This is a genomic window from Halomonas campaniensis (assembly GCF_002211105.1).
GTDB lineage: Bacteria > Pseudomonadota > Gammaproteobacteria > Pseudomonadales > Halomonadaceae > Vreelandella > Vreelandella campaniensis_A.
Genome location: NZ_JPUA01000022.1, coordinates 30,185 through 53,096, shown reverse-complemented (window position 1 = coordinate 53,096; position 22,912 = coordinate 30,185). Strand labels below are relative to the sequence as shown.

Below are 22,912 nucleotides of genomic sequence, written 5' to 3'. Positions count from 1 at the left end.
TGCTCACTACGTTCAGATAAATATTAGACTAACCAGATACCGAAGATCGTCTAGCATTACCTACTATTCGAACGGCAATTCTAATCAGCAATATTGCTGATATTGCCAAAAGCACTGCGGTAATTGGTCGCTCCAGCAGTAGCATAAAGTCACCCCTTGCCAACAACATTGCCCGACGCAGATTCTCTTCAAGCATTGGCCCGAGTACAAAGCCAATAAGAACCGGTGCCGGTTCAAAGCCAAATAGACGCATGAAGTAACCGAGCGCACCAAACACCAGCACTAGGCCAACCTCAAATAAGCTATAGTTAAGCGTATAAACACCGATACATATCAAGCAGAGAATAGTAGGATAAAGGTAATTATATCTAATTTTGAGTAAGCTTACCCAAATCCCAATTAACGGAATATTAAGAATCAGCAGAATAATATTGCCAATCCAAAAGCTCATGGTTAGTCCCCAGAAAATATCGGGGCGCTCTGCAATGAGCCCTGGCCCAGGGGTGATCCCATGGATCAATAACGCCCCCAGCATCAGCGCCATTGTCGCGCTGCCTGGGATACCCAGGGTTAACGTAGGGATAAATGCCGCTTGAACAGCCGCATTGTTGGCTGCTTCTGGTGATGCTATTCCTTCAGGTGCCCCCTTGCCAAAGCGCGAAGGATCTTTTGAGACGCGCTTTTCAACCGCATAACCGATAAAGGCAGCAATCGACTGCCCAGCGCCTGGCAAGGCCCCGAAGAAGCTGCCAATACCGGCACCACGAAGCATGGGTAGGCCAATTTTACGACGCTCTTCCGCACTAGGCATCATGGAGCTCAGCCGAACACTCATGTCCTTTGATGCCGACTTATGGGTGTTAATCGACGAAATAATCTCCGCCACCCCAAAAAGCCCCATCGCTAATGCCACTAAACTAATGCCATCATAAAGCCCCAGTAGTCCAAAGGTGAGACGCGTTTCGCCGGTATTAACATCTGCCCCCACAGCGCCGAGTAAGAGGCCTAGTAAAACCATTGCCAAACCTTTCAAGGGTGATCCTTGTACCACGCCTGCGGCGGCAATCAGGCCCAGGGTCATTAGCGCAAAGTACTCTGAAGGCCCGAACGATAGCGCAAAACTTGCTAAGAGAGGGGCAAAGAGCATCAACATCACAATGCCAATTGATCCACCCACAAAGGAAGCGATGGTGGTAATGAACAGAGCAACGCCGGCTCTACCGGCCATCGCCATGGGGTAGCCATCTAAACAGGTAACGGCCGATGACGGGGTGCCCGGTAGGTTAAGCAGTATAGAGGCCGTTGAGCCCCCATACTCTGCGCCATAATAGACACCTGCCAGCATCACCAGCGCCGTCGTTGGGTCAAGATAAAAGGAGAGCGGCAGCAGCATAGAGACGGCGGCTAGGGAACCAATACCAGGTAGTACACCAATGAAGGTGCCCAGAAAAACACCGCCAAAACAGTACATGATATTTTCAAGCGTGAAGGCCGTTTGCAGGCCAAGTAATACGTTATCCAGCATGGCGCTTAAAACCTCCACTCTAGGAAAGGAATAGGCAGGCTTAACCCCTGGTTAAAAATCAACCAAGCAGCAAGCGGAACAAGTGCAGTCAGTATCGCTACGTCTTTCCAAGTGCTATTTTTGTCTGCCATTGATGAAATAGCGATCGTTAGGACAATGGCGGGTAGTAAGCCACCTAAAAACATCGCCAGCATAAAACCGGCCAAACTAATAAATATAACCACCATCGGTCGCCAAGAAACGTTCGGCAGGCTTTTGGCTTCGGACTTGATGCCCGCGACCATAATCAGAGCGCCCACTACACTGAGGAGACCGCTCATAATTAGAGGAAAATAACCAGGCCCCATTCTTCTTGCAGTGCCGATATTATAATCAGTCACTATTAACAGTGCGGCTAACCCTATCAGTAAAATAAGCAAGCCTGCTGCCACCTCTTTTCTATTGATACTCATCAGGTAGTGTCCTGTATTTTTGAATTGTTATTGGTTATTACTTTTGGTCAAAGAGCTATATTGGGCGCGCATTCAGTCAATATCAAAAACCATAAAACCAAGCTGGGTTATCAACTAAAAGCGCTTTCCTATGTAAAGGGTCAGGCGCAATACTCTCCAGGATATCAACCAATACCCCATCATCCGGGGTGCCACCCTTGATATTCGGGTGTGGCCAATCAGTTCCCCATAAAATACGGTCGGGGAAGTTTTTGACCAGTGTTTGGGCAAAAGGCACCGCGTCGCTGTAGGGCGAGCCAAGCGCTGACGCACGATCACAGCCACTCACCTTGACGAGAAACTTGTCATTCTCCATCAGCGTCATCAAGGCATTAAAGGCGTCTTGGTCGCTCCCTTGCGCAGCATCGATACGACCCATATGGTCGATTACCACCGCTGTTGATGCGTGGCTAAGCTGTTGACCAATACGCTCTATCAGAGTGTGATGCATATGCACTTGCAAGTGCATGCCATGCCTCGCTAGCCGATGGCTGAATGCCACTATTTCCTCGGGACTAGCCGCCGCATCAAGATGGGGCATAAAGTTGAATCTAACCCCTCTTACTCCTTGCTCCGCCAAGCTTGCAAGGTGGGCGTCACTGATATCGACAGGGGCCAGCGCCACGCCCAGGTACTGCCCTGGGCGCGATCTCATGGCATCCAGCATCGCGCTGTTGTCGAACCCATGGCAGCCTGACTGGACGATAATACAGCGGTCAATACCAAGGTGTTTGTGCAGAGCGAACAGGGCTTCTTTGGGCGCATCCTGAGGTCGAAAAAGCGCATTCTCCGCATACGGAAAGGTGCTCTGTGGCCCAAACACATGGGTATGACAATCACACGCTCCTTCCGGCAGCCATAAACGCGGTTTACTTGGCTGCGGCATGTAGCCAGTGGTGTCACTCATACTGAGGCCTCCGACATCGTGGCTGCTAATAAAGGGTGGTGCTGATTAAAATCATCCAGCCATTTGACTAGCTGAGGATATGAGCTGCGCCACTCCACTGGTCGGCGCCAGTCGAGGTACCCCAGCGCAGCGGCCAACGATAAGCTGCTGGCCGCCAACCGGGGCATGACCGGTGGCAACTGTTCACTTATTGCTAGCAAGCCACGCGTCACCTTGCCGCGCTGGTGGGATAGCCAATATTCTGATTGCTGTGATGGTTCACGGAACCGGCCCTCGTACACCATCGCCAAGGCTGCTTCGGTAATGCCGTCGGCTAATGTGATACGGCTTCTCTCAATGGCCAGATCCAGTGGTTGGCTGGGAAACAGGTCTGAACTGTTAGCGTAAGCACACAGGTACTCGACGATTGTCTTACTATCGTAAAGCGTATCGCCACTTGGCAGCACAAGGCAGGGCATTTTTCCCAAGGGGTTCTGCTGACGTAGGCTATCGTTCTCGTCTAGCGGGTTAGCGCCCACCACTTCTATCTGCTCGTCAATCCCCAACAAAATAGCGGTCATGCGAACCTTGCGGCCAAAGGGTGATGTTAGAGATGTTCTCAACAACATAGCTTCAGACATAATATTTATTCTCATTAAACGGCTAGATCATGGGGATAGCGGAAACACGTATCGCTGATATACCGCTAACGGATATAGTGTTAGCGGCTATTGCAGAATGGCCCCGGTTGCCTCAACAACATCTGCCCAGCGCTGTGTCTCCTGAGCGATATAGTCGCTAAACGCTTCAGGGGATGAGGCAATAATCTCCAAGCCCTGTAGCTCTAATGCGGCGACTACGTCAGGGTCAGTGAGCGTGGCATAAAAGGCGGTATGGAGTGTTTCAAGGATTGCCTCTGGGGTACCCTGAGGCGCCACAATGCCGTACCAATTCTCGGCAACGACATTGGCAAGGCCCATTTCTGCTGTAGTTGGAATATCAGGCAGTGCGGAGGAGCGCGTTTTGCTGCCGACAGCGATAGGGCGTAAAGCCCCCTCTTTCACTTGAGAGAGTAAGATCGGCAGGTCAGCAAACATCATATCAACTTGCCCACCCACTACATCCAGCACGGCAGGCGCTGCTCCTCTGTAGGGGATGTGCACCGTATCAATGCCCGCTTCATAGTTAAGCATTTCACCGGCCAAATGCTGCATCCCACCGGGGCCAGAGGAGGCATAGTTCAAGTAACCGGGGTTATCTTTAGCCCACTGAATCAACTCAGGCAGTGTTTGGGCTTCAACATCAGGCGATGTCACCAGCAACTCTGGCACCGTGGCAATCAGCGTGATGGGGGCTAAATCCGTTAGGGTGTCATAGGGCATTTGGTCTTGAACACTTTTGCTTATCGCCAGTGCCCCCGCACTACTAATGCCGATAACGTAACCATCCGCCTCGGCTTTTGCCACCGCATCGGTGCCAATGACGCCGCCTGCGCCACCACGGTTCTCGACAACCACCGGCTGCCCTAGCTCTTCTGACAGCTTAGGCGTCATTAATCGCGCCACGGTGTCATTGGGGCCTCCAGGTGCAAAGGGGACAATCAAGCGTATCGGCTTCTCTGGATAGTTCACACCATCACTGCTAGCAAGTGCACTACTGCCGAGCGTCGCTAACGATGTAAAAATAGCTATCACGGGGAGTGCGAGATAGTGTTTCATGACGTTCTCCATAAATATTATTGCAAATACAGTTATAGTTTTATTTACAAACTAATTATCTTTTTGAAATTAAACGCTCTTGCCGACTAAAAACTGATTCCTTAAATTTTAGGGAGCATTTACTTAGAGCTTTAGTAATACGGCCATTTAATTAGAAGAGTCTTCTGAAGCCTCGACGACGGCCTCCCACTTAATTGTCTCGCTCTCAATGTACGCTTGAAACGCTTCTGCCGTTGACCCAGCAAGCATAACGCCCATGTCATTCATTCTTTCGATCACTTGCTCATCCTGGATGACGGTCATCAAAGCATTGTTGAGTGTTTCAGTGATATGGTCAGGTAGCTCAGGGGGTGCAACGATGCCATACCAGTTGACCGCAGTGACTTCCGGAACGCCTGCTTCTGACATGGTGGGCACTTCGGATAGCGCCTCCATGCGCGACTGACTACCCACCGCTATCGCCCGCAGCGCGCCCGCTTTCACATGGGGAAGAAGAACGGGGCTATCAGCAAACATCATATCCACTTGACCACCCAGCAGATCCAATACAGCTGGGCCTGCTCCCACGTATGGAACGTGAACAATATCAATGTTTGCCACATGCCCGAGCATCTCACCGGCCAAGTGCGGCATCGAACCAGGGCCCGACGAAGCAAAATTCAGCACCCCTGGGTTATCCGCTGCGAGTTCAATCAACTCTTCAAGAGAGGTCGCCGCTACATCGTTGTTAACCACTAACAACTCAGGCACATTGGCCAGTAGCATGATGGGAGAGAAATCAGTGGCATTATTGAACGGTACGTTCTCATGGACGCTTGCGCTAATCGCCAGAGCACCAGCGCTCGTCATAGCGATTAAGTAGCCATCAGGCTGCCCTTTGGCCACATAGCCAGTGCCGATCACGCCACCGGCACCACCACGGCTCTCAACGACGACAGGGGTTCCCAGCACATCAGACAGCTTTGTCGCCACTACACGCCCGATGGCATCCGCAGGGCCACCGGGTGCAAAGGGAATAATCATGCGAATGGGTTGGTTAGGATAATCACTCTCCCCATTTTGATTAGCCCGTTTTTCATTAGGCGAGTTTTCATTGGATGCAGCCGCCCCTGCATATGCAGCTATCAGCATGCCAAGCATCAAGCTAGATATTGTTTTTTGTATATTCACGAAAATGCCCATCAAGTTTTTTATTTAAAAATTATTTGCAGGCACAAATTAGCCATAACAAAAAACAGCGTCCAATACCTTTTAACTCGATGAGGTATTACATTTAATCATGGCAGCAAACACAATACTAAAGAATACTATACTTAAGTATTAAAACATCAACAATCAGCTAAGTAACAACTAGCTCAAAAACTCATTAAGTAGCCTGTTGAAAAGTTATCTTCACCTACTTACTCCCCAGAAGGCCCGAGGAACCGCGTTTCAATGATGCTCGCTATCGATGGATCATCTAAGGCGGTGATATGCAGTTCGATAGGATGGCTAGGCTGCGTCAGGTCATCCGCATCGGCGGTGAGGGCTAGCCGCAGGCTGCGCGTTTCAAAAGCCGCTACCTCGATGGTGTCCATTCCCCCCAGGCGAAGCCCTGGCAGCCCTGTAGCCGATACCGCATAGCGATGTGTTTGGCCATCTTGATTACGCAGTGCCACATTGTAGTAATTGATCAGTCGACCTTCTGCTGTGCTTTCAAACAGCGCTTGTCGATCCCGTGCAATATCGACATCAAGAGGCACACGTGCATTTAAGAAGCCAATGAGCAATACCACCATGGCGAGTAGCGCCGTCGCATAGGCAAATAACTGAGGACGCCAAAAGCGGGTCGTTTTACCTGCCAACGCGCGCTCGGTGGTGTAACGAATCAGGCCAAGCGGTTTATTAATACGCGCCATAACACTGTCGCAGGCATCGATACACGCAGCGCAGCCAATGCACTCATACTGCAGCCCATCACGAATATCGATACCGGTGGGGCATACCTGAACGCAGAGTTCACAGTCGATGCAATCCCCAACCCGAGTGGCCTCAACGCCCTTTTGAGGAGAGTTCCTGCGCGGCTCGCCGCGGGCGGCATCGTAGGAAACAATCAGCGTATTGGCGTCGAACATCGCCGACTGGAAGCGCGCATAGGGACACATATGCAGGCAAACCTGATGGCGAAGCCAACCGGCATTCAAGTAGGTAAACAGGGTAAAGAAACCGATCCAGAACAGCGCCAAAGGGTGCATATCCAGAGTGAACATATCCACTGTTAACGCTCTTATCGGCGTGAAGTAACCAACGAAGGCTACCCCCGTTGCCACCGCAATCATCAGCCAAGCCGTATGTTTGGCGGTTTTGCGCCATAGCGTATCCATACCACCTGGCGCTTTATCACGCCGAATGCGCCGGTGCCGTGGCCCTTCCAAACGATGCTCAAACCAGATAAATAGAAACGTCCACACGCTTTGCGGGCAGCTGTAGCCACACCACACCCGCCCCGCCACCACCGTGATCAAAAACAGGCCAAAAGCACAGATCACCAAGATCCAGGTGAGTAAGATAAAGTCCTGTGGATAGAACGTCGCCGCGAACAGGTGAAATTCCTGGGCAGAGAGGTCAAACCACACCAATGGCCGGTCGCCCCAATTGATCCATGGCAAACCAAAATAGAGCGCCATCAGAAGCCAGTTAGAGCGTTGTCGAATGCGCTGGAAAAAACCACCTATTTCGCGCACATAAATATGCCCGAGCTTGGGTGGCTTGCTATTGGGAGGCCGAGAGCCAGGAGCCTTAGATGGAGGCGTATGGTGTTCAACGACCGCCTCGCTGGTCATGTCTTGCAGTGGAATGCGTTGCGTCATACCGATATCCAAAAAGAGGAATGAAGGTTTATGCGGTCGAGGGGCGTCGCAGTTAGGTAGTTCAGTATTTGTTTGAGGGCGCGACTTTTACCATTAGCCGCTACTATGCCGACACAGTCTGCGTACAAACAGGCGCAGTTTTAAAGAAATACTCCATATCAGTTACCGCAATCTAGCCCATACAATCACCTTCTGATACGCTTTATATCAACGAAGTTGAGCCTGTTTTATGCTCACCACATAAGACACAGTGATGTTTTCTATTAGCAGAGAACCGCACTGTGCCACCTAACACTGTGATGGAGTATTCTGGCGTTCTACTCAATGCACCGACGGTTTACCCCATGAAACGCTACGAACAGTTTGCCGATGAGATAGCCACGCTAATTCGCCAAGGTGTACTTGGCCCTGGAGAGCGTATTCCTTCGGTGCGCCAAGCGAGCCGCCACCATGGCATCAGCCCTTCTACGGTGTTTCAGGCTTATTACTTACTGGAAAACCAAGGCCTTATTACCGCGCGGGCACGCTCAGGGTATTTTGTTCGTGAGCACGCTAGGCGTTTGCTGGACGAACCGCGCGTCACGCTTCAGCGCACTGACCCCGCAGAGGTAAAAGTCAGCGAGCTGGTGTTCTCAGTGCTTGGCTCGCTTCAGGATGACCGAACGGTGCCCTTGGGGTCGGCGTTCCCCAGCCCCGAGCTGTTTCCGCTTTCTCGCCTGGCTACTAGCATGACACGGGGGTTACGCGAGCTTTCGCCCCAGCAGGTGGTGGCTGACATGACCACCGGGCACACCGACCTGTGTCGGCAGATTGCGCTGCGCTACATGCTGGGTGGTATTCAACTGCCGATGGAAGAGCTGGTGATTACTAATGGTGCAATGGAGGGACTTAATCTAGCGCTGCAGTGTGTTACCCAGCCGGGCGACCTGGTGGCGATTGAGTCGCCAGCATTTTATGCCAGCCTGCAGGTATTGGAGCGGCTAAAACTTCGCGCCGTGGAGATTCCGGTTCACCCACGGGAGGGGATCGACCTCGACGTATTGGCAGAGCGGCTAGAGACACTGCCCATCAAAGCCTGCTGGTTTATGAGCCATTTACAGAATCCAATCGGCGCCAGCCTGAGCAGAGAGCGCAAACAAGCCCTCTATCAACTGATAAAACAGCACCAAGTGCCGATGCTAGAGGATGATGTATATGCCGAGCTGTACTTTGGCAGCACCCCACCCGCCCCCGTAAAAACCTTCGATGATGAGGGGTTGGTCATTCACTGCAGCTCCTTCTCAAAGTGCTTGGCCCCCGGATACCGGGTCGGTTGGGTAGCGGGCGGCCGCTATGCACAGGCCATCTCACGGCTAAAACTGATGACCACCATCTCACCTTCCGTGCCCGCCCAAGCAGCCATTGCTGACTACTTGCAGCACGGCGGTTATGACCGCCACTTACGCAAGCTCCGCCACGCATTAGAGTCCCAACAAGGCAGTATGCTGGCGGCAGCGGATCGCTATTTTCCTACCAACACCCGCATTACCCGACCCACAGGCGGCTACTTCTTATGGGTTGAATTTCCCGAGCAGGTGGATTCGCTGCAGCTATTTAATACCGCACTCGATCATGGCGTTAGCTTAGCGCCAGGCCCGATTTTTTCCGCCACGCAACAATTTCGCCACTGCGTACGGCTAAGCTACGGCCACCCCTGGACACAAAGCAGCGAACGCGGCATGGAAACCTTAGGCAGGTTATTAAGCCTTTTTTAGCGAAGACCGCCGACGCTATCGCCAGGCAACTGATATGGTTATTTAGTTAAACACTGAGCCTGTTATGCAACACAGAAATCACTAGACTGTCCCGATGAAGCCACACAGCGGCTATACCGGCCCACTATTTAGTTAAGACAGTGGCTGTCATCGGAGGAAGCGCCATGTTCGGAATCGCGGCCATTGATCTGGCCAGGGTGCAGTTTGCTTTTACTATTTCCTTTCATATTATTTTTCCCGCCATCACCATTGGTTTAGCCAGCTACTTGGCCGTGCTGGAAGGGCTATGGTTAAAGACCCAGCGGGATACCTACCGCCACCTTTACCATTTTTGGTCCAAAATATTTGCCGTCAACTTTGCCATGGGCGTGGTCTCGGGCATTGTCATGGCCTACCAATTTGGCACCCACTGGAGCGGGTTTTCTGCCTTTGCGGGGAGTGTCACAGGGCCATTGCTCACCTACGAAGTGCTCACAGCTTTCTTCCTGGAAGCAGGCTTTTTAGGTGTAATGCTATTTGGCTGGGAGCGCGTTGGCAGGGGCCTGCACTTTTTTGCCACCTGCATGGTCGCGCTCGGCACCCTTGTATCGATGTTTTGGATACTCTCCTCCAACAGTTGGATGCAGACCCCGCAAGGCCACGACATCGTCAACGGCGTGGTGATTCCCGTTGATTGGATGAAAATTGTCTTTAATCCCTCTTTTCCCTTCCGCCTTGCCCATATGGCGCTAGCAGCCTTTTTAAGCACGGCGCTATTTGTCGCCGCCTCCGCCGCTTGGCTGCTGCTAAGGGGCAAACACTCCCCAGAAGTACGCACCATGCTCTCAATGGCGCTGATCATGCTGGCCATCACTGCCCCTCTTCAGGCCGTGGTGGGTGACTTGCATGGCCTTAATACTCTGGAACACCAGCCTGCAAAGATCGCCGCTATCGAAGGCCACTGGGATAACAGCAGCGGTGAACCCACCCCGCTGATCCTGTTCGGCTTACCCGATATGAACCGCGAAGAGACTCGCTTCAAAGTGGAGATACCCGTGTTGGGCAGCCTGCTGTTAAAGCACAGCTTGACCGAGCAAATCCCAGCCCTTAAGGAGTTCGCCCCGGAAGACCGCCCCAATTCGACTATCGTTTTCTGGAGCTTTCGGTTAATGGTTGGGCTTGGGGTGTTAATGATACTGCTTGCCATCCTGGGCAACACCCTGCGCATCAAAGGGCGGCTATATACATCACGCCGCTTTCTAATGTTTACGTTAGGCATGGGCCCAGCAGGGCTAGTGGCTTTACTGGCTGGCTGGTTTACCACCGAAGTGGGCCGCCAACCTTGGGTCGTCTACGGATTACTGCGTACCGCGGATGCCGCTTCAGCGCACAACGCTGTGCACCTCAGCATTAGCTTGGCGGCCTTTGTGGTGGTCTACCTGGCCGTCTTCGGCACTGGCGTTATCTACATGATGCGCTTGGTTAATAACGGCCCAAGCGACTCTCCTTCGCACACCTCAGGTGGCCCAGGCCATCAACACACGCCCGCACGGCCGCTCTCGGCGGTTAACGACACACTGACGACTCACTATTAGATTGGGGTGCACTATGGGCATTGATTTATCACTTACCTGGGCCATTATCATCCTTTTTGGTGTGATGATGTATGTGGTCATGGATGGTTTTGACTTAGGTATTGGCCTACTTTTTCTAAACGTTCATGACGAGCATGAACGCGACATTATGATGAACACCGTGGCGCCCGTGTGGGACGGCAACGAAACCTGGCTGGTGTTAGGCGGCGCGGGACTATTCGCCGCCTTCCCTCTCGCCTACGCCGTGGTGTTGGAAGCGCTGGCGATTCCGCTAATCGTTATGTTGCTGGGATTGATCTTTCGCGGGGTCGCCTTTGAGTTTCGCTTCAAGGCTACCCCCCAGCGGCGCCATGTGTGGGATAAAGCTTTTATCGGTGGCTCGCTGCTGGCGACCACTGCACAAGGCGTTGCTTTGGGCGGCTATATTCAGGGGATCGCCTTCGATGGCGTTCATTTCAGCGGTGGCTCGCTGGATTGGCTCACGCCTTTTTCGCTGTTTTGCGGTGTTGGACTGCTGTTTGCCTATGCGCTACTCGGCAGTACCTGGCTGATTATGAAAACTGAGGGCAGTTTACAGCAGCGCATGTACCAGATTACCAAGCCATTGATGATCGGGCTTCTGGTGATGATCGCTCTGGTCAGCGTATGGACACCGCTGGCCTACCCGAATATTGCTGCTCGCTGGTTCTCGCTACCCAACTTACTGTGGTTTTTACCGGTACCGCTTTTAGTCGTGCTTACTGGCTGGTGGCTATGGCGTGCTATCTCCTGTCAAGACACCGCCCTTCCCTTTGTGTTGGTACTGGCACTGGTATTTTTAGGTTACAGCGGCCTGGGTATTAGCCTGTGGCCGACAATTATCCCGCCCGATGCGTCTATCTGGCAGGTCGCTGCCCCCGCCCAAAGCCAGGGCTTCGCCTTAGTAGGCACGCTGTTTATTCTGCCGGTTATTTTGATGTACACCGCCTGGAGTTACTACGTCTTCCGCGGCAAGGTAAAACCTGGTGACGCTTATCACTAATGCTGTTAACGAAATAGGCACGAGAACCGAATAACGAAGGAGACCGAAATGAAACCAATTGCTAAGCGCCTAAGCTGGCTAGTCGCTATCTGGCTTTCAAGTGTGGGTGTATTGCTGCTGATTTCGCTGGTGCTTAAGTTTGTGATGGGGATGGCAGGGCTAACCAGCTAACCATCTCTTTTGCCCCCATTACTCAAAAAGAAAATGCTGAATCCTTTCTCAGCAAGGATCCAGCATTTACATCTAATGCTACAGCGGCTTGTTAACACTCAATAGCGTTAACCGCTAAGCCACCTTTGGATGTCTCTTTATACTTATCCAACATATCTCTCCCCGTATCGCGCATGGTACGAATCACTTTATCCAGCGATATAAAGTGAGTGCCATCGCCGCGCAGTGCCATCTGAGCGGCATTGATCGCCTTTACCGTTGCGATAGCGTTGCGCTCAATACAAGGGACTTGAACCAACCCTCCAACGGGGTCACAGGTTAGCCCTAAATTGTGCTCCAAGCCGATTTCGGCCGCATGCTCTACTTGTTCGGGCGTGCCCCCCATCACATCAGCCAAGCCAGCGGCTGCCATGGCACAAGCTGAGCCAACCTCCCCCTGGCAGCCCACTTCGGCGCCGGAGATTGAGGCATTTTTCTTGCAGAGAATGCCAATGGCGCCTGCCGCCAGCAAAAAATCCACCACGTTTTTCTCACAGGCGTTGGGCTGAAACTTCATATAGTAGTGCAAGACAGCGGGGATGATGCCCGCGGCGCCGTTGGTCGGCGCCGTGACCATGCGCCCACCTGCGGCGTTTTCTTCGTTGACGGCGAGGGCAAAGATATTCACCCACTCCATCGCTGAGAACGTCGAGGCGATCAGGCACTCATTCTGCTCTGCTGCTTGAAGGCGTTGATGAAGCAGCTTGGCCCGGCGCTTAACTTTTAACCCGCCCGGCAGTATCCCTTCGTGGGTTAATCCGTTGTCGATGCATTCACACATCACTTGCCAGATACGCCACAGTTCGTCTCTGACCTCCTCCTCTGTCCGCCAGACTTTCTCGTTCTCCAGCATCAGTCGGCTGACACTTAGCTGCTCTTTTTTACAGAGCGCCAAGAGCTGGTCAGCGGTGTCAAAGTTGTAAGGAAGGGTAACGCCACCCAAATCGTCCAGCGGCATATCCACCTGGGCCTGTTCAACCACGAAACCGCCGCCCACCGAGTAGTAGGTATTTTCATACACCAAGTCGCCCTGATGCGTAAAAGCCGCCAGCTTCATGGCATTAGGGTGATGTGGCAAGCTCTCTTCATGAAAATAGAGGTCACTCTCCCAAACAAACTTCACTGCTTTTTGTCGACCCAGCTGTAATGACTGGCTCTCTTTCAGCGCCTGAATGGCGGGCTCAATAATCGAGGGATCTATTGTGCTAGGGCGTTCCCCCATCAACCCCATAATAATGGCGTTATCGGTGGCATGTCCGATACCGGTGGCGGATAACGAGCCATAAAGATGGACTTCAAGATGCCCTACCTCATCGAGCAGGCTGTTTTCGCGCAGGGTGGTGACATACTTAAAAGCCGCCTGCATGGGCCCGACGGTATGGGAACTGGAGGGGCCTACTCCAATCTTAAAAAGGTCGAAAACACTGATAGGCATTGGAGCACCTCTTGACGTATAAACAGGGGAAAATCAGGCGGCGCCTGAAAGTTTTAATAAGTTATTGATGTGGCGACAAATAAAACGAAACTATCTTTTATTGATGATTTTTTTTATTTTTATAAACCGAAATTTTTAAGCACGCATTAGCATGTTTAAGGGCTACCTAGCGCACTGAAAAACGCTTAGCGGCGACAGTAGCCCAGTTATAAAAGCGCGCTAGAACTGTGTGTATTTATCGTTAATCGCTATAAGCCAAAAATCTTAGTTACCAAACACCACCGTACGTCCTGAATAAAAAAACACGCGGCGTTCCAAGTGATAGCTAATCGCTCTAGCCAGGGTTAAGCACTCGATATCACGCCCCTTGGCAACCAGATCCTCTGGGTAGTGGGTGTGATCCACTGGCTCGACCCCTTGGGCAATAATGGGCCCTTCATCAAGGTCATTATTAATGTAGTGGGCCGTTGCGCCGACTAGCTTAACCCCTTTCTCATACGCCTGATGATAAGGCTTGGCGCCTTTAAAACCGGGCAGCAGCGAGTGGTGAATATTGATGGCCCGGCCGGCTAAGAGCTCACACATAGAGGGCGAAAGCACTTGCATATACCTTGCCAGCACCACCAGCTCAGCGTCGGTATCCGCGATGATTTCGCGTATCTGCGCTTCCTGCTGCAATTTCGTCTCGGGCGTGATCGGCAGGTAGTGGTAGGGCAAATCGTGCCATGCTGCCAACGGCTCCAGATCAGGATGATTGGAAATCACCGCCTTGATATCCAGCGGAAGCTGGCCCGTCCGATAACGGTAGAGAAGATCATTCAAGCAGTGATCGGCCTTGGAGACCATAATCACGGTGCCGGTGCGTTTGCCAGGGGCCGTCAATTCGAACTGCATATCGAATTCGTTGGCTCTTGCTGCAAAATCGGCCTGAAAGCGCTCTTCATGAAACTCATCTTGTTCTGGGCGAAACTCGGCGCGAATGAAAAAGCGCCCGCCCAGTCGATCATCGAAAGAGTTGAGTTCGGTGATATAGCACTGCTGCTCTTTCAAGAAGCGTGTGACGACGTCCACCGTTCCCAAGCGACTCGGGCATTGGGCGGCAAGTATCCAGGTATCACTCATTCGGCTCATAGTGCATCTCTAGTAGCGGCAGATCATCGCGAAAGATCGTAGCGGCCGAAACAGTGTTCCGGCCTGCCAGCTTATTGTTCTACGTTAACGCCGTACTCTGAACCGGCATCCAGTAACCAGCGATAGCAGTAGTCGGCAAAGCTGCGCCGTACCACTAGCTCCCAGCGCTCTTCACTAGGGCGACGAAGGATAGTGGTCGCCTTGGCAAAAACGGTAGTGACGCCTTTCCCCACTGGGAAATTACTGGGGTGAACATCGTAGATCACCGTTTTCATCAACAGCTCACGGGCTGCCTCGCCGGAAAGCTCCAGCACTGTTTGTCCACCACTAACGTCGCTAATGGCGAAGTGGGCATCTCCCAGACGCTCACGCAGCTGCGTCTCCAGTGGGAACTCTTCCCCACCGGGTACAATCACCAGCCACTCGTCCGGGGAAAGCCACTGAATGGAGCGCTCGCCGCTGGCATCAAGCACCAGCGCCTGGGGTTTGCCAGGCAGGCTGATCCCCAGTACCTCGCGCACTGCCTCATCAAGCACGATGGCGCCACCACGCAGGATCAGATGCCCCTGCATTGCCCGCTCGCGTAGCTTAAGACGGTAACCGCTGCCCCGAGGAGCGCCGCTGCGACGATAGCTATAGGCTAACGGGGATTCTACCGGGATCGCGGTATCAGTACGGGTGTCGAAGGTGGCCGCGTTAGACATGCTGGCGCTCTCCCTTGGGGTCGTAGAAAATGGTGCTGACGATTTCAGCCTCATGGGTTTGTCCATCCGCCATGGGCAGGTAGACCGTCTCGCCTAGTTTCTGATGGCCACCCTTGACCACCGCTAGTGCAAAGCCTGAATCCAGAATCGGGCTGTAGTAGCTGGAGGTAACATGGCCCACCATCGGCATAGGGATCGCATGCTTGGGATCAAGCACGATCTGGGCCCCCTCTTCGAGGATCACCTTCGGGTCTTTCGGCCTGAGCCCCACCAGCTGCTTGCGGTTCTCACGCTTGGTGTCACTGCGTGTCAGGGCCCGCTTACCAATCCATGAGTAGGGCTTGTCGTAGCCAACGCACCACTGCATCCCTAAGTCTTCCGGCGTCACGGAGCCGTCGGTTTCCTGGCCCACGATGATGAAGCCCTTTTCAGCACGCAGAACGTGCATGGTTTCGGTGCCATAGGGCGTCAGGCCGTACTTCTCGCCATGTTTGAACAGGGTTTGCCACACGTGCATGGCATAATTGGCTTGCACGTTGATCTCGAAGGTCAGCTCGCCGGTAAAGGAGATGCGAAAGACCCGTGCCGGCACGCCCGCCACTTTCCCGGAGCGCCAATCCATGAACTTGAAGCTATCGCGGTCAAGATCGATATCACTGATCTCGGCGAGCAGCTTGCGCGCTTCCGGGCCAGTGATGGTCATGGTGGCCCAGTGGTCAGTCACCGAAGAGAAATAGACATCCAGTTCCGGCCACTCGGTTTGATGCCACAGCTCCAGCCATTCCAGGATCGCTGCAGCGCCACCGGTAGTGGTGGTCATCAAAAAGTGGTTTTCAGCCAGGCAGCTGGTCACACCGTCGTCGGTGACCATGCCATCGTCTTTACACATCAGGCCGTAACGGCATTTACCAACCGCCAGTTTCTCCCACTTGTTGGTGTAGACCCGCCCCAGGAATTCACGCGCATCCGGCCCCTGGATATCGATCTTGCCAAGCGTTGAGGCATCGAGGATACCGACCTTCTCGCGCACCGCCAGACACTCGCGGGCAACCGCTTCATGCATCGTCTCGGTCTTGCCATTCACCTTCTCTGGGTAGTACCAGGGGCGCTTCCACTGACCTACATCCTCGAACTCGGCGCCACGCTCTACGTGCCATTGGTGCAGCGCGGTGTAACGTTCAGGGTCGAACAGGTCACGGCAGTGGCGACCAACAATGGCGCCGAAAGTAACCGGGGTGTAGTTGGGACGGAACACCGTAGTGCCCACCTCAGGAATGGAGCGACCCAGGCAGCGGGCGGCAATTGCCATGCCGTTGATGTTGCCCAGCTTGCCCTGATCCGTACCGAAGCCCATCGCGGTATAGCGCTTGATGTGCTCGATGGACTCGAAGCCTTCCCGGGTCGCCAGCTCGATCCCCGCCGCGGTGACGTCGTTCTGCAGGTCGACGAACTGTTTGGGACCGCGCAGCGTTGGCTTCTCATGAGGCACCTGGAAGAGCGCCACCGCAGGCCCTTGCTGCAGACGTTCAGCGCTCGGCAGAGTGACCGTCTGAACGGCATGTCCCATGGCGGCCGCTGCCTTGATGCCCGCCTCGACACCTTCCGCCAGCACGTCACCCAGCGCATAGCAGCCGTTGGCACCGCCACAGGCCTGAACGCCCTTCACCAGCCCCGGCACGAAGCCAATAATATCGTCGCGCCAGTTAGGCCGCGCCCCGGTGTGAGAAGCCAGGTGAATCACCGGGCTGTAGCCGCCAGAGCTGGCAATGGTGTCACAAGCCAGTTCCTGAACCGGGCCGCTCACTTTGAAAGCCTCAATATCGATCTTGGCGACCCGTGCCGCGGTGACCCGATTGCTGCCCTTCGCCTCGATAACGGCGCTGCCGGTAATAATCTTGATACCCTGGGCGCGCGCGGCATCGACCCAATCGCCCTTTGGTGCCTCGCGGGCGTCGACGATAGCGACAACCTCGCAGCCGGACTCTTTCCAGTCCAGGGCAGCGCGGTAGCCGTAGTCGTTGCTGGTGGAGAGCACCAGCTTGCGGCCCGGCGCCACGCCATAGCGGCGAATGTAGGTCGACACAGCGCCAGCCAGCAGGTTGCCCGGAACATCGTTACCTGCATAGACCAGTGGCCGCTCGTGGGCGCCCGTGCACAGGATCACCTGACCCGCGCGTACCCGGTGCAGGCGGGCACGTACCTGACGGTGGCCATTTTCCACTGGCGCCGTATCGCTTAGGTGCTCGGTACGCCGCTCGTGCAGCGTCACAAAATTGTGATCGTGATAGCCGTTGGCCGTAGTACGCGGCAGCAGCGTGACGTTCTCGCAGCTCGCCAACTCGTCCAGCACCCGGGCAACCCACTGATCCGCTGGCTTGCCTTCCAGGGTTTCACGGCTGGCCAGCAGCGAGCCGCCCATCTCTTCCTGCTCATCGGCAACGATCACCCGAGCGCCGCTGCGCGCGGCGGCCAGCGCTGCCGCAAGACCTGCGGCGCCTGCGCCGACAACCAGCACATCGCAGTGCTGATTGAAGTGATCATAGCTGTCCGGATCGGCTTCCATGGGGCTGCGACCCAGCCCCGCCGCCTTGCGGATGTACTTCTCGTAGGTCAGCCACATCGAGGCCGGCGCCATAAAGGTCTTGTAGTAGAAGCCCGGCGGCATAAACTGCCCGCCCAGCTTGCCGAACAGCCCCATCAGGTCGCGCTGTACGTTTGGCCAGCCATTGGTGCTGCTGGCGGCCAGGCCATCATATAGTGCCTGCTGGGTGGCGCGCACGTTGGGCACCTGGGCCGCTTCACTGCTGCCTAGCTGTACGATGGCGTTGGGCTCCTCGGCACCCGCAGCGACAATGCCGCGGGGCCGCGAGTATTTAAAGCTGCGGTTAACGATATCCACACCGTTAGCCAGCAGCGCCGAAGCCAGGGTATCCCCAGGGTGCCCTTGGTAACGCTGGCCGTTAAAGGTAAAGCTCAACGTGCGGGAGCGATCGATACGGCCGCCCGTGTTAAGGCGGTACACTTGTTGCTTGGACTGACTCATGCCCGCACTCCTTCTTGTTGGCTTACCGCAGCGCCCTCGCGAGCCTGGCTCTGGCTGTCGGCGGTAATCGACGGCTGCTCGCCCATTTTGTAAGTCTCGAGAATTTCGTAGCTCACGGTGTGGCGCGTCACGTTGAAAAACTTGCGGCAACCCACCGCGTGCACCCACATTTCATGGTGAACACCACGGGGGTTGTCACGGAAGAACAGGTAGTCACCCCACTCTTCGTCACTACACGCCTCGGGCTCCTTGGGGCGCTCGATATGCGCCTGGCCCTTGGGGTGGAACTCCTCTTCCTCACGGTGTTCGCCGCAGTAGGGGCAGTAGATATAGAACATGCGGATATTCCTCTCGTATGAACCCTAGTGGGCCACGCCGGCAGCGCCGTGTTCGTCGATCAGCGCACCGCTATGGAAGCGGAACATGGAGAACGGCTCGGCAATGGGGTGCATCTCCCCCTTGGCTAGGCTGGCGGCAAACACATGCCCCGATCCCGGCGTCGCCTTGAAGCCGCCGGTGCCCCAACCGCAGTTGAAGTACAGGCCTTTCACTGGCGTTTTGGAGATAATCGGACAGGCATCCGGGCAGGTATCAACAATACCGCCCCACTGACGATTCATGCGCACCCGCGAGAAGATCGGGAACATCTCGACGATCGCCTGAAGCGTGTGCTCCACGGTGGGATAGCTGCCGCGTTGACCATAGCCGTTGTAGCCGTCGATGCCCGCGCCGATCACCAGGTCGCCCTTGTCGGACTGGCTGATGTAGCCATGCACCTGGTTCGACATCACCACCGTATCGAGAATCGGTTTGATCGGTTCAGACACCAAGGCTTGCAGCGGATGGGACTCTAACGGCAAGTTAAAGCCGCCCATCTTGGCCAGTACGCTGGAGTTACCGGCAGTCACACAACCGACGGTTTTGGCTTCAATATCGCCACGGTTGGTGTGTACACCGTAGATCTGGCCATCACGAATCTTGAAGCCAGTCACTTCAGTCTGCTGCAGAATGTCCACGCCGTGGGCATCGGCACCGCGGGCATAGCCCCAAGCCACCGCATCGTGGCGGGCCACGCCAGCACGCGGCTGCCAGGAGGCACCCATGACCGGGTAACGCGCGTTTTTGGAGCAGTCCATAATCGGCACCAGCTCCTGCACCCCTTTGGCGTCTAATACTTCGCCGTCAATGCCATTCAGCCGATTGGCATTCACCCGGCGCTGGATATCGCGCATGTCCTGCAGGGTATGCCCCAGGTTGAGCACCCCCCGCTGGGAGAACATGACGTTGTAGTTAAGGTCTTGGGAAAGCCCTTCCCACAGTTTCATGGCGTGCTCATAGAGAGCGGCCGATTCGTCCCATAGGTAGTTGGAACGTACGATGGTGGTATTACGGGCGGTGTTACCACCGCCCAGCCACCCTTTTTCGATCACTGCGACATTTTTGACGCCGAACTCTTTGGCCAGGTAGTAAGCCGTGGCCAAGCCATGACCACCACCGCCAACGATGATCACATCGTACTGCTTCTTGGGCGTTGGATTACGCCACTGGCGCTCCCAGTTCTCGTGGTGGCTCAGCGCGTGCTTGACCAGGCCGAAGCCGGAATAGCGTTGCATAGGTGTCTCCTCAGTTCAGCCGCGCCGGGCCCTGCCGGCAAGCCAATTCAAGCAATGGATTCGACGGCTTCAGCGGCGGACTCAGCGTAGACAGGGTGCTGGGCACACACGTCGGTCACTTTGGCCTGCACCTCAGCTTCAATGGAGGTCGTGTCTTTGCCTGCCGCCAATTCGTCTAAGATGTCGCAGATCCATCCAGCCAGCTCGCTACACTCCTCGGCATCGAAGCCACGCGTGGTGACCGCGGGGGTGCCAATACGCAGGCCAGAGGTCACAAAGGGGCTTTGCGGGTCGTTGGGCACCGTGTTTTTATTCACCGTGATATGTGCGCGGCCAAGGGCTGCATCCGCATCTTTACCGGTAATGCCTTGGCGTATAAGCGAAACCAAAAAGAGGTGGTCGTCGGTGCCGCCGGACACCACGTCGTAGCCGCGCTCCATAAACACTTTGGCCATGGCCTGGGCGTTATCGATCACCTGCTGCTGGTAGCGCACAAACTCCTGGTTCATGGCTTCCTTGAACGCTACCGCTTTGGCGGCAATAACATGCATCAGCGGGCCGCCCTGCTGCCCCGGAAATACCGCCCCATTGAGCTTCTTGTAAAGAGCCTCGTCACCATGGGCGGAGAGAATCAAACCACCCCGTGGGCCGCGCAGCGTTTTATGGGTGGTGGTGGTGACCACATGAGCGAAGGGAAGCGGGCTTGGATAGAGGCCAGCGGCCACTAATCCAGCGACGTGGGCCATATCGACCATCAACCAGGCGCCTACCTCATCGGCAATAGCGCGAAAACGGCGCCAATCCACCACGCGAGAGTAAGCGGAGAAGCCCGCGATGATCATCTTCGGCTGGTGCTCGCGAGCCAAGCGTTCAACTTCTTCGTAGTCGATCTCGCCGGTTTCCGGCTTGAGGCCATACTGTACGGCGTTGTAGTGCTTACCCGAGAAATTGGGGGCAGCACCATGGGTTAAGTGCCCACCGTGGGCAAGACTCATACCCAATACGGTATCGCCCGGCGATACCAGCGCCATAAACACAGCGGCATTGGCCTGGGCCCCGGAGTGCGGCTGCACATTGGCATAATTGGCACTAAAAAGGTGGCAGGCCCGCTCAATGGCCAAGGCTTCAACCTTGTCCACGAACTCACAACCACCGTAGTAACGGCGACCTGGATAGCCTTCTGCATACTTGTTGGTCAGCTGTGTACCTTGCGCTTCCATAACAAGCTTGCTGGTATAATTTTCGGAGGCGATTAATTCAATATGCGCTTCTTGGCGAACCGTCTCTTCTGCAATTGCTTCTGCAAGCAAAGAGTCGAAACTGGCCAAGCGTGCATTGGGGGAAAAATTAGTTTGAAGCATTACCGCCTCCTCATGAGTCACTTTTTTATTAAGTGCTGGACATACTCTTTAATGCTGATAAACCCAGGTCGCTTTTAACCAAAGTCCCTATCAACGCGTTCTTACCGCGATACTATCGTTGGTTTCCGGGCCCAAGATGCTTGCCGACGTCACCACTCGATGCATTTGCGACATCGGCTACATTTAGGTTGCTGCTGACGCGAAAGCACCGGAAAAGCCGCCGAAAAAGCCCCATCCCAGCAGGGTATAACCAATGGTGAATGCTTACTTATTAGCGACCAGTGCTGTCCAAGATGGAGGTTTATTGGTTATCACTAAAACCAAAACGCCCTTTACGGCCATAACCATAAAGGGCGTTTTGTGACAGGGATTAAAATGGCTGCCAGCGCTAGAAATCCACCACCAGATCTCCTTTAGGACGGCTGCAGCAAGACAAGATATAGCCTTCTTCGACATCCTCATCCGTGATACCGCCGTTATGCTCCATTTCCACCTCACCCGATTTGAGCTCTACACGGCAAGTACCGCAAATCCCCATACCACAGGCCTTGGGAATATGCAGACCCAGCTTGGCTGCCGCCGCATGAACCGTCTCACCCGGCTGAATGCGCACACTTTTCCCTGAAGAGGCAAACTCGATGCTGTGCAATTCGCTGGTATCGACATTTTCGGCTTCGACTTCCGCCTGCTCAGCCAGCTCAAGGACATCTTCACGTACCTCAACCGGCGTCGCGCCAAACGACTCCTCATGGTAGTGATCCATGTTGAAGTTGTTGGCACGCAGAATATTTTTGATGGCGTTCATGTAGGGGGTCGGGCCGCAGCAGAATATCTCCCTTTCCATGAAGTCCGGCACAATGAGTTCGAACAGCGGCTGAGTAAGGTAGCCACGGTAGCCGGCCCAGGCCTCACCAATGTCCTCCTTGCTCTCGCATATGATATGCAGCTTGAACTCAGGAATGCGCGAAAACATATGCACCAGCTCGCGATGATAAATCACATCACGAGGGGCTCGAGCGCTGTGTATGAACTCAACGTCCACAGTGGCATTAGTATCAAAAAGCCAGCGTGTCATGGACATCAATGGGGTAATGCCGACACCGCCAGAGAGAAACAATACTTTTTCGGCAGGAAAGTCGATGGAGTTGAAGTTGCCTACCGGGCCGTGCACGACCAGCTCGTCACCCACTTTCAGGTTCGCATGCAGCCAGTTGGATACCTTACCCCCAGGCACTTGCTTAACGGTGATGGAAAAGCTGTAAGGGATCGAAGGGGAACTGGAAATCGTATAGGAGCGCATGATCGGCTGATGATCAATCTCAAGCTCCAGCGTCACGAACTGACCGGGCTTGAAAAAGAACAGTACAGGCTGCTCGGCCATAAAACAGAACGTGCGCACGTCCTGGGTTTCCTGGATGACCTTAACGCAACGTACCTGGTGACGGCCGTTGGTCCAGGTTTGGGTCGTGACCGGATTGAAGAAATTGGTTGTCATTATCGCCTCTGCCTGACCAGCCGTTATCACTATGCATCACCGAACCGTAATCGCTATACGGTCAGTACCGTTGAGATGCATTCTGGGGATGCGCCTGCTAGC

General features: G+C 54.4%; 19 protein-coding genes. 4 read left to right on the top strand and 15 right to left on the bottom strand.

Annotation, left to right across the window (positions count from 1 at the left end; genetic code table 11):
- Nucleotides 1–28: 28 nt before the first annotated feature.
- From JI62_RS07690 to ccoG, 7 genes are all read right to left on the bottom strand, one after another.
- The gene (locus JI62_RS07690; RefSeq protein ID WP_088699597.1) at nucleotides 29–1,525 is read right to left on the bottom strand and encodes a tripartite tricarboxylate transporter permease; all 1,497 of its coding nucleotides are present in this window, start codon (nucleotides 1,523–1,525) and stop codon (nucleotides 29–31) included.
- 5 nt (nucleotides 1,526–1,530) lie between these two features.
- Nucleotides 1,531–1,977 (bottom strand): tripartite tricarboxylate transporter TctB family protein, encoded by a 447-nt coding sequence (locus JI62_RS07685; RefSeq protein ID WP_088699596.1) that lies wholly within the window; start codon nucleotides 1,975–1,977, stop codon nucleotides 1,531–1,533.
- Between the two features lie 82 nt (nucleotides 1,978–2,059).
- Nucleotides 2,060–2,923, bottom strand: a complete 864-nt coding sequence (locus tag JI62_RS07680) for an amidohydrolase family protein (RefSeq protein WP_088699595.1) — start codon at nucleotides 2,921–2,923, stop codon at nucleotides 2,060–2,062.
- On the bottom strand, nucleotides 2,920–3,543 hold the full coding sequence (locus JI62_RS07675; RefSeq protein WP_170938503.1) for a glutathione S-transferase N-terminal domain-containing protein: 624 nt from the start codon (nucleotides 3,541–3,543) through the stop codon (nucleotides 2,920–2,922). Before JI62_RS07675 ends, JI62_RS07680 begins: the two co-directional genes overlap by 4 nt.
- An 87-nt stretch (nucleotides 3,544–3,630) precedes the next feature.
- Nucleotides 3,631–4,620, bottom strand: a complete 990-nt coding sequence (locus tag JI62_RS07670; protein ID WP_088699593.1) for a Bug family tripartite tricarboxylate transporter substrate binding protein — start codon at nucleotides 4,618–4,620, stop codon at nucleotides 3,631–3,633.
- Nucleotides 4,621–4,767: 147 nt separating this feature from the next.
- On the bottom strand, nucleotides 4,768–5,751 hold the full coding sequence (locus JI62_RS07665) for a Bug family tripartite tricarboxylate transporter substrate binding protein (RefSeq protein WP_205737496.1): 984 nt from the start codon (nucleotides 5,749–5,751) through the stop codon (nucleotides 4,768–4,770).
- A gap of 269 nt (nucleotides 5,752–6,020) precedes the next feature.
- Nucleotides 6,021–7,469 (bottom strand): cytochrome c oxidase accessory protein CcoG, encoded by a 1,449-nt coding sequence (gene ccoG / locus JI62_RS07660; RefSeq protein ID WP_088699591.1) that lies wholly within the window; start codon nucleotides 7,467–7,469, stop codon nucleotides 6,021–6,023.
- Nucleotides 7,470–7,813: 344 nt separating this feature from the next.
- On the opposite strand from ccoG, the gene mapR reads away from it, so the two are divergent.
- The 4 genes from mapR to JI62_RS07640 all read left to right on the top strand — a co-directional run bounded on the left by mapR (nucleotide 7,814) and on the right by JI62_RS07640 (nucleotide 11,989).
- Complete coding sequence (gene mapR / locus JI62_RS07655) at nucleotides 7,814–9,223, top strand: GntR family transcriptional regulator MpaR (protein ID WP_088699590.1); 1,410 nt, start codon at nucleotides 7,814–7,816, stop codon at nucleotides 9,221–9,223.
- A gap of 164 nt (nucleotides 9,224–9,387) precedes the next feature.
- A complete protein-coding gene (locus JI62_RS07650; protein ID WP_088699589.1) occupies nucleotides 9,388–10,797 on the top strand; it encodes a cytochrome ubiquinol oxidase subunit I in 1,410 nt (469 codons plus the stop codon).
- Between the two features lie 13 nt (nucleotides 10,798–10,810).
- Nucleotides 10,811–11,818 carry a cytochrome d ubiquinol oxidase subunit II gene (cydB, locus tag JI62_RS07645; RefSeq protein WP_088699588.1) on the top strand — a complete coding sequence of 336 codons (1,008 nt, stop codon included), beginning with the start codon at nucleotides 10,811–10,813 and terminating at the stop codon, nucleotides 11,816–11,818.
- Nucleotides 11,819–11,866: 48 nt separating this feature from the next.
- Nucleotides 11,867–11,989: a DUF2474 family protein gene (locus tag JI62_RS07640; RefSeq protein WP_088699587.1), complete on the top strand. Its 123-nt coding sequence runs from the start codon at nucleotides 11,867–11,869 to the stop codon at nucleotides 11,987–11,989.
- A 91-nt stretch (nucleotides 11,990–12,080) separates the two neighbouring features.
- Here the strand turns inward: JI62_RS07640 and JI62_RS07635 are convergent, their stop codons facing one another.
- The 8 genes from JI62_RS07635 to JI62_RS07600 form a co-directional block, all read right to left on the bottom strand.
- Nucleotides 12,081–13,463, bottom strand: coding sequence for an L-serine ammonia-lyase (locus JI62_RS07635; protein ID WP_088699586.1), 1,383 nt, complete (start codon nucleotides 13,461–13,463; stop codon nucleotides 12,081–12,083).
- A 264-nt stretch (nucleotides 13,464–13,727) separates the two neighbouring features.
- Nucleotides 13,728–14,594 carry a formyltetrahydrofolate deformylase gene (gene purU, locus JI62_RS07630; RefSeq protein ID WP_088699585.1) on the bottom strand — a complete coding sequence of 289 codons (867 nt, stop codon included), beginning with the start codon at nucleotides 14,592–14,594 and terminating at the stop codon, nucleotides 13,728–13,730.
- A gap of 71 nt (nucleotides 14,595–14,665) precedes the next feature.
- Complete coding sequence (locus JI62_RS07625) at nucleotides 14,666–15,298, bottom strand: sarcosine oxidase subunit gamma (RefSeq protein ID WP_088699584.1); 633 nt, start codon at nucleotides 15,296–15,298, stop codon at nucleotides 14,666–14,668.
- The gene (locus tag JI62_RS07620) at nucleotides 15,291–18,341 is read right to left on the bottom strand and encodes a sarcosine oxidase subunit alpha family protein (RefSeq protein WP_088699583.1); all 3,051 of its coding nucleotides are present in this window, start codon (nucleotides 18,339–18,341) and stop codon (nucleotides 15,291–15,293) included. Before JI62_RS07620 ends, JI62_RS07625 begins: the two co-directional genes overlap by 8 nt.
- Entirely contained in the window at nucleotides 18,338–18,679 is a 342-nt protein-coding gene (locus JI62_RS07615; RefSeq protein ID WP_022521483.1) for a sarcosine oxidase subunit delta, read from the bottom strand. Before JI62_RS07615 ends, JI62_RS07620 begins: the two co-directional genes overlap by 4 nt.
- 24 nt (nucleotides 18,680–18,703) lie before the next feature.
- Nucleotides 18,704–19,954, bottom strand: a complete 1,251-nt coding sequence (locus tag JI62_RS07610) for a sarcosine oxidase subunit beta family protein (RefSeq protein ID WP_009286043.1) — start codon at nucleotides 19,952–19,954, stop codon at nucleotides 18,704–18,706.
- Between the two features lie 47 nt (nucleotides 19,955–20,001).
- On the bottom strand, nucleotides 20,002–21,315 hold the full coding sequence (gene glyA, locus JI62_RS07605; RefSeq protein WP_088699582.1) for a serine hydroxymethyltransferase: 1,314 nt from the start codon (nucleotides 21,313–21,315) through the stop codon (nucleotides 20,002–20,004).
- Nucleotides 21,316–21,703: 388 nt separating this feature from the next.
- Nucleotides 21,704–22,810, bottom strand: a complete 1,107-nt coding sequence (locus tag JI62_RS07600) for a hybrid-cluster NAD(P)-dependent oxidoreductase (protein ID WP_088699581.1) — start codon at nucleotides 22,808–22,810, stop codon at nucleotides 21,704–21,706.
- Nucleotides 22,811–22,912 lie beyond the last annotated feature (102 nt).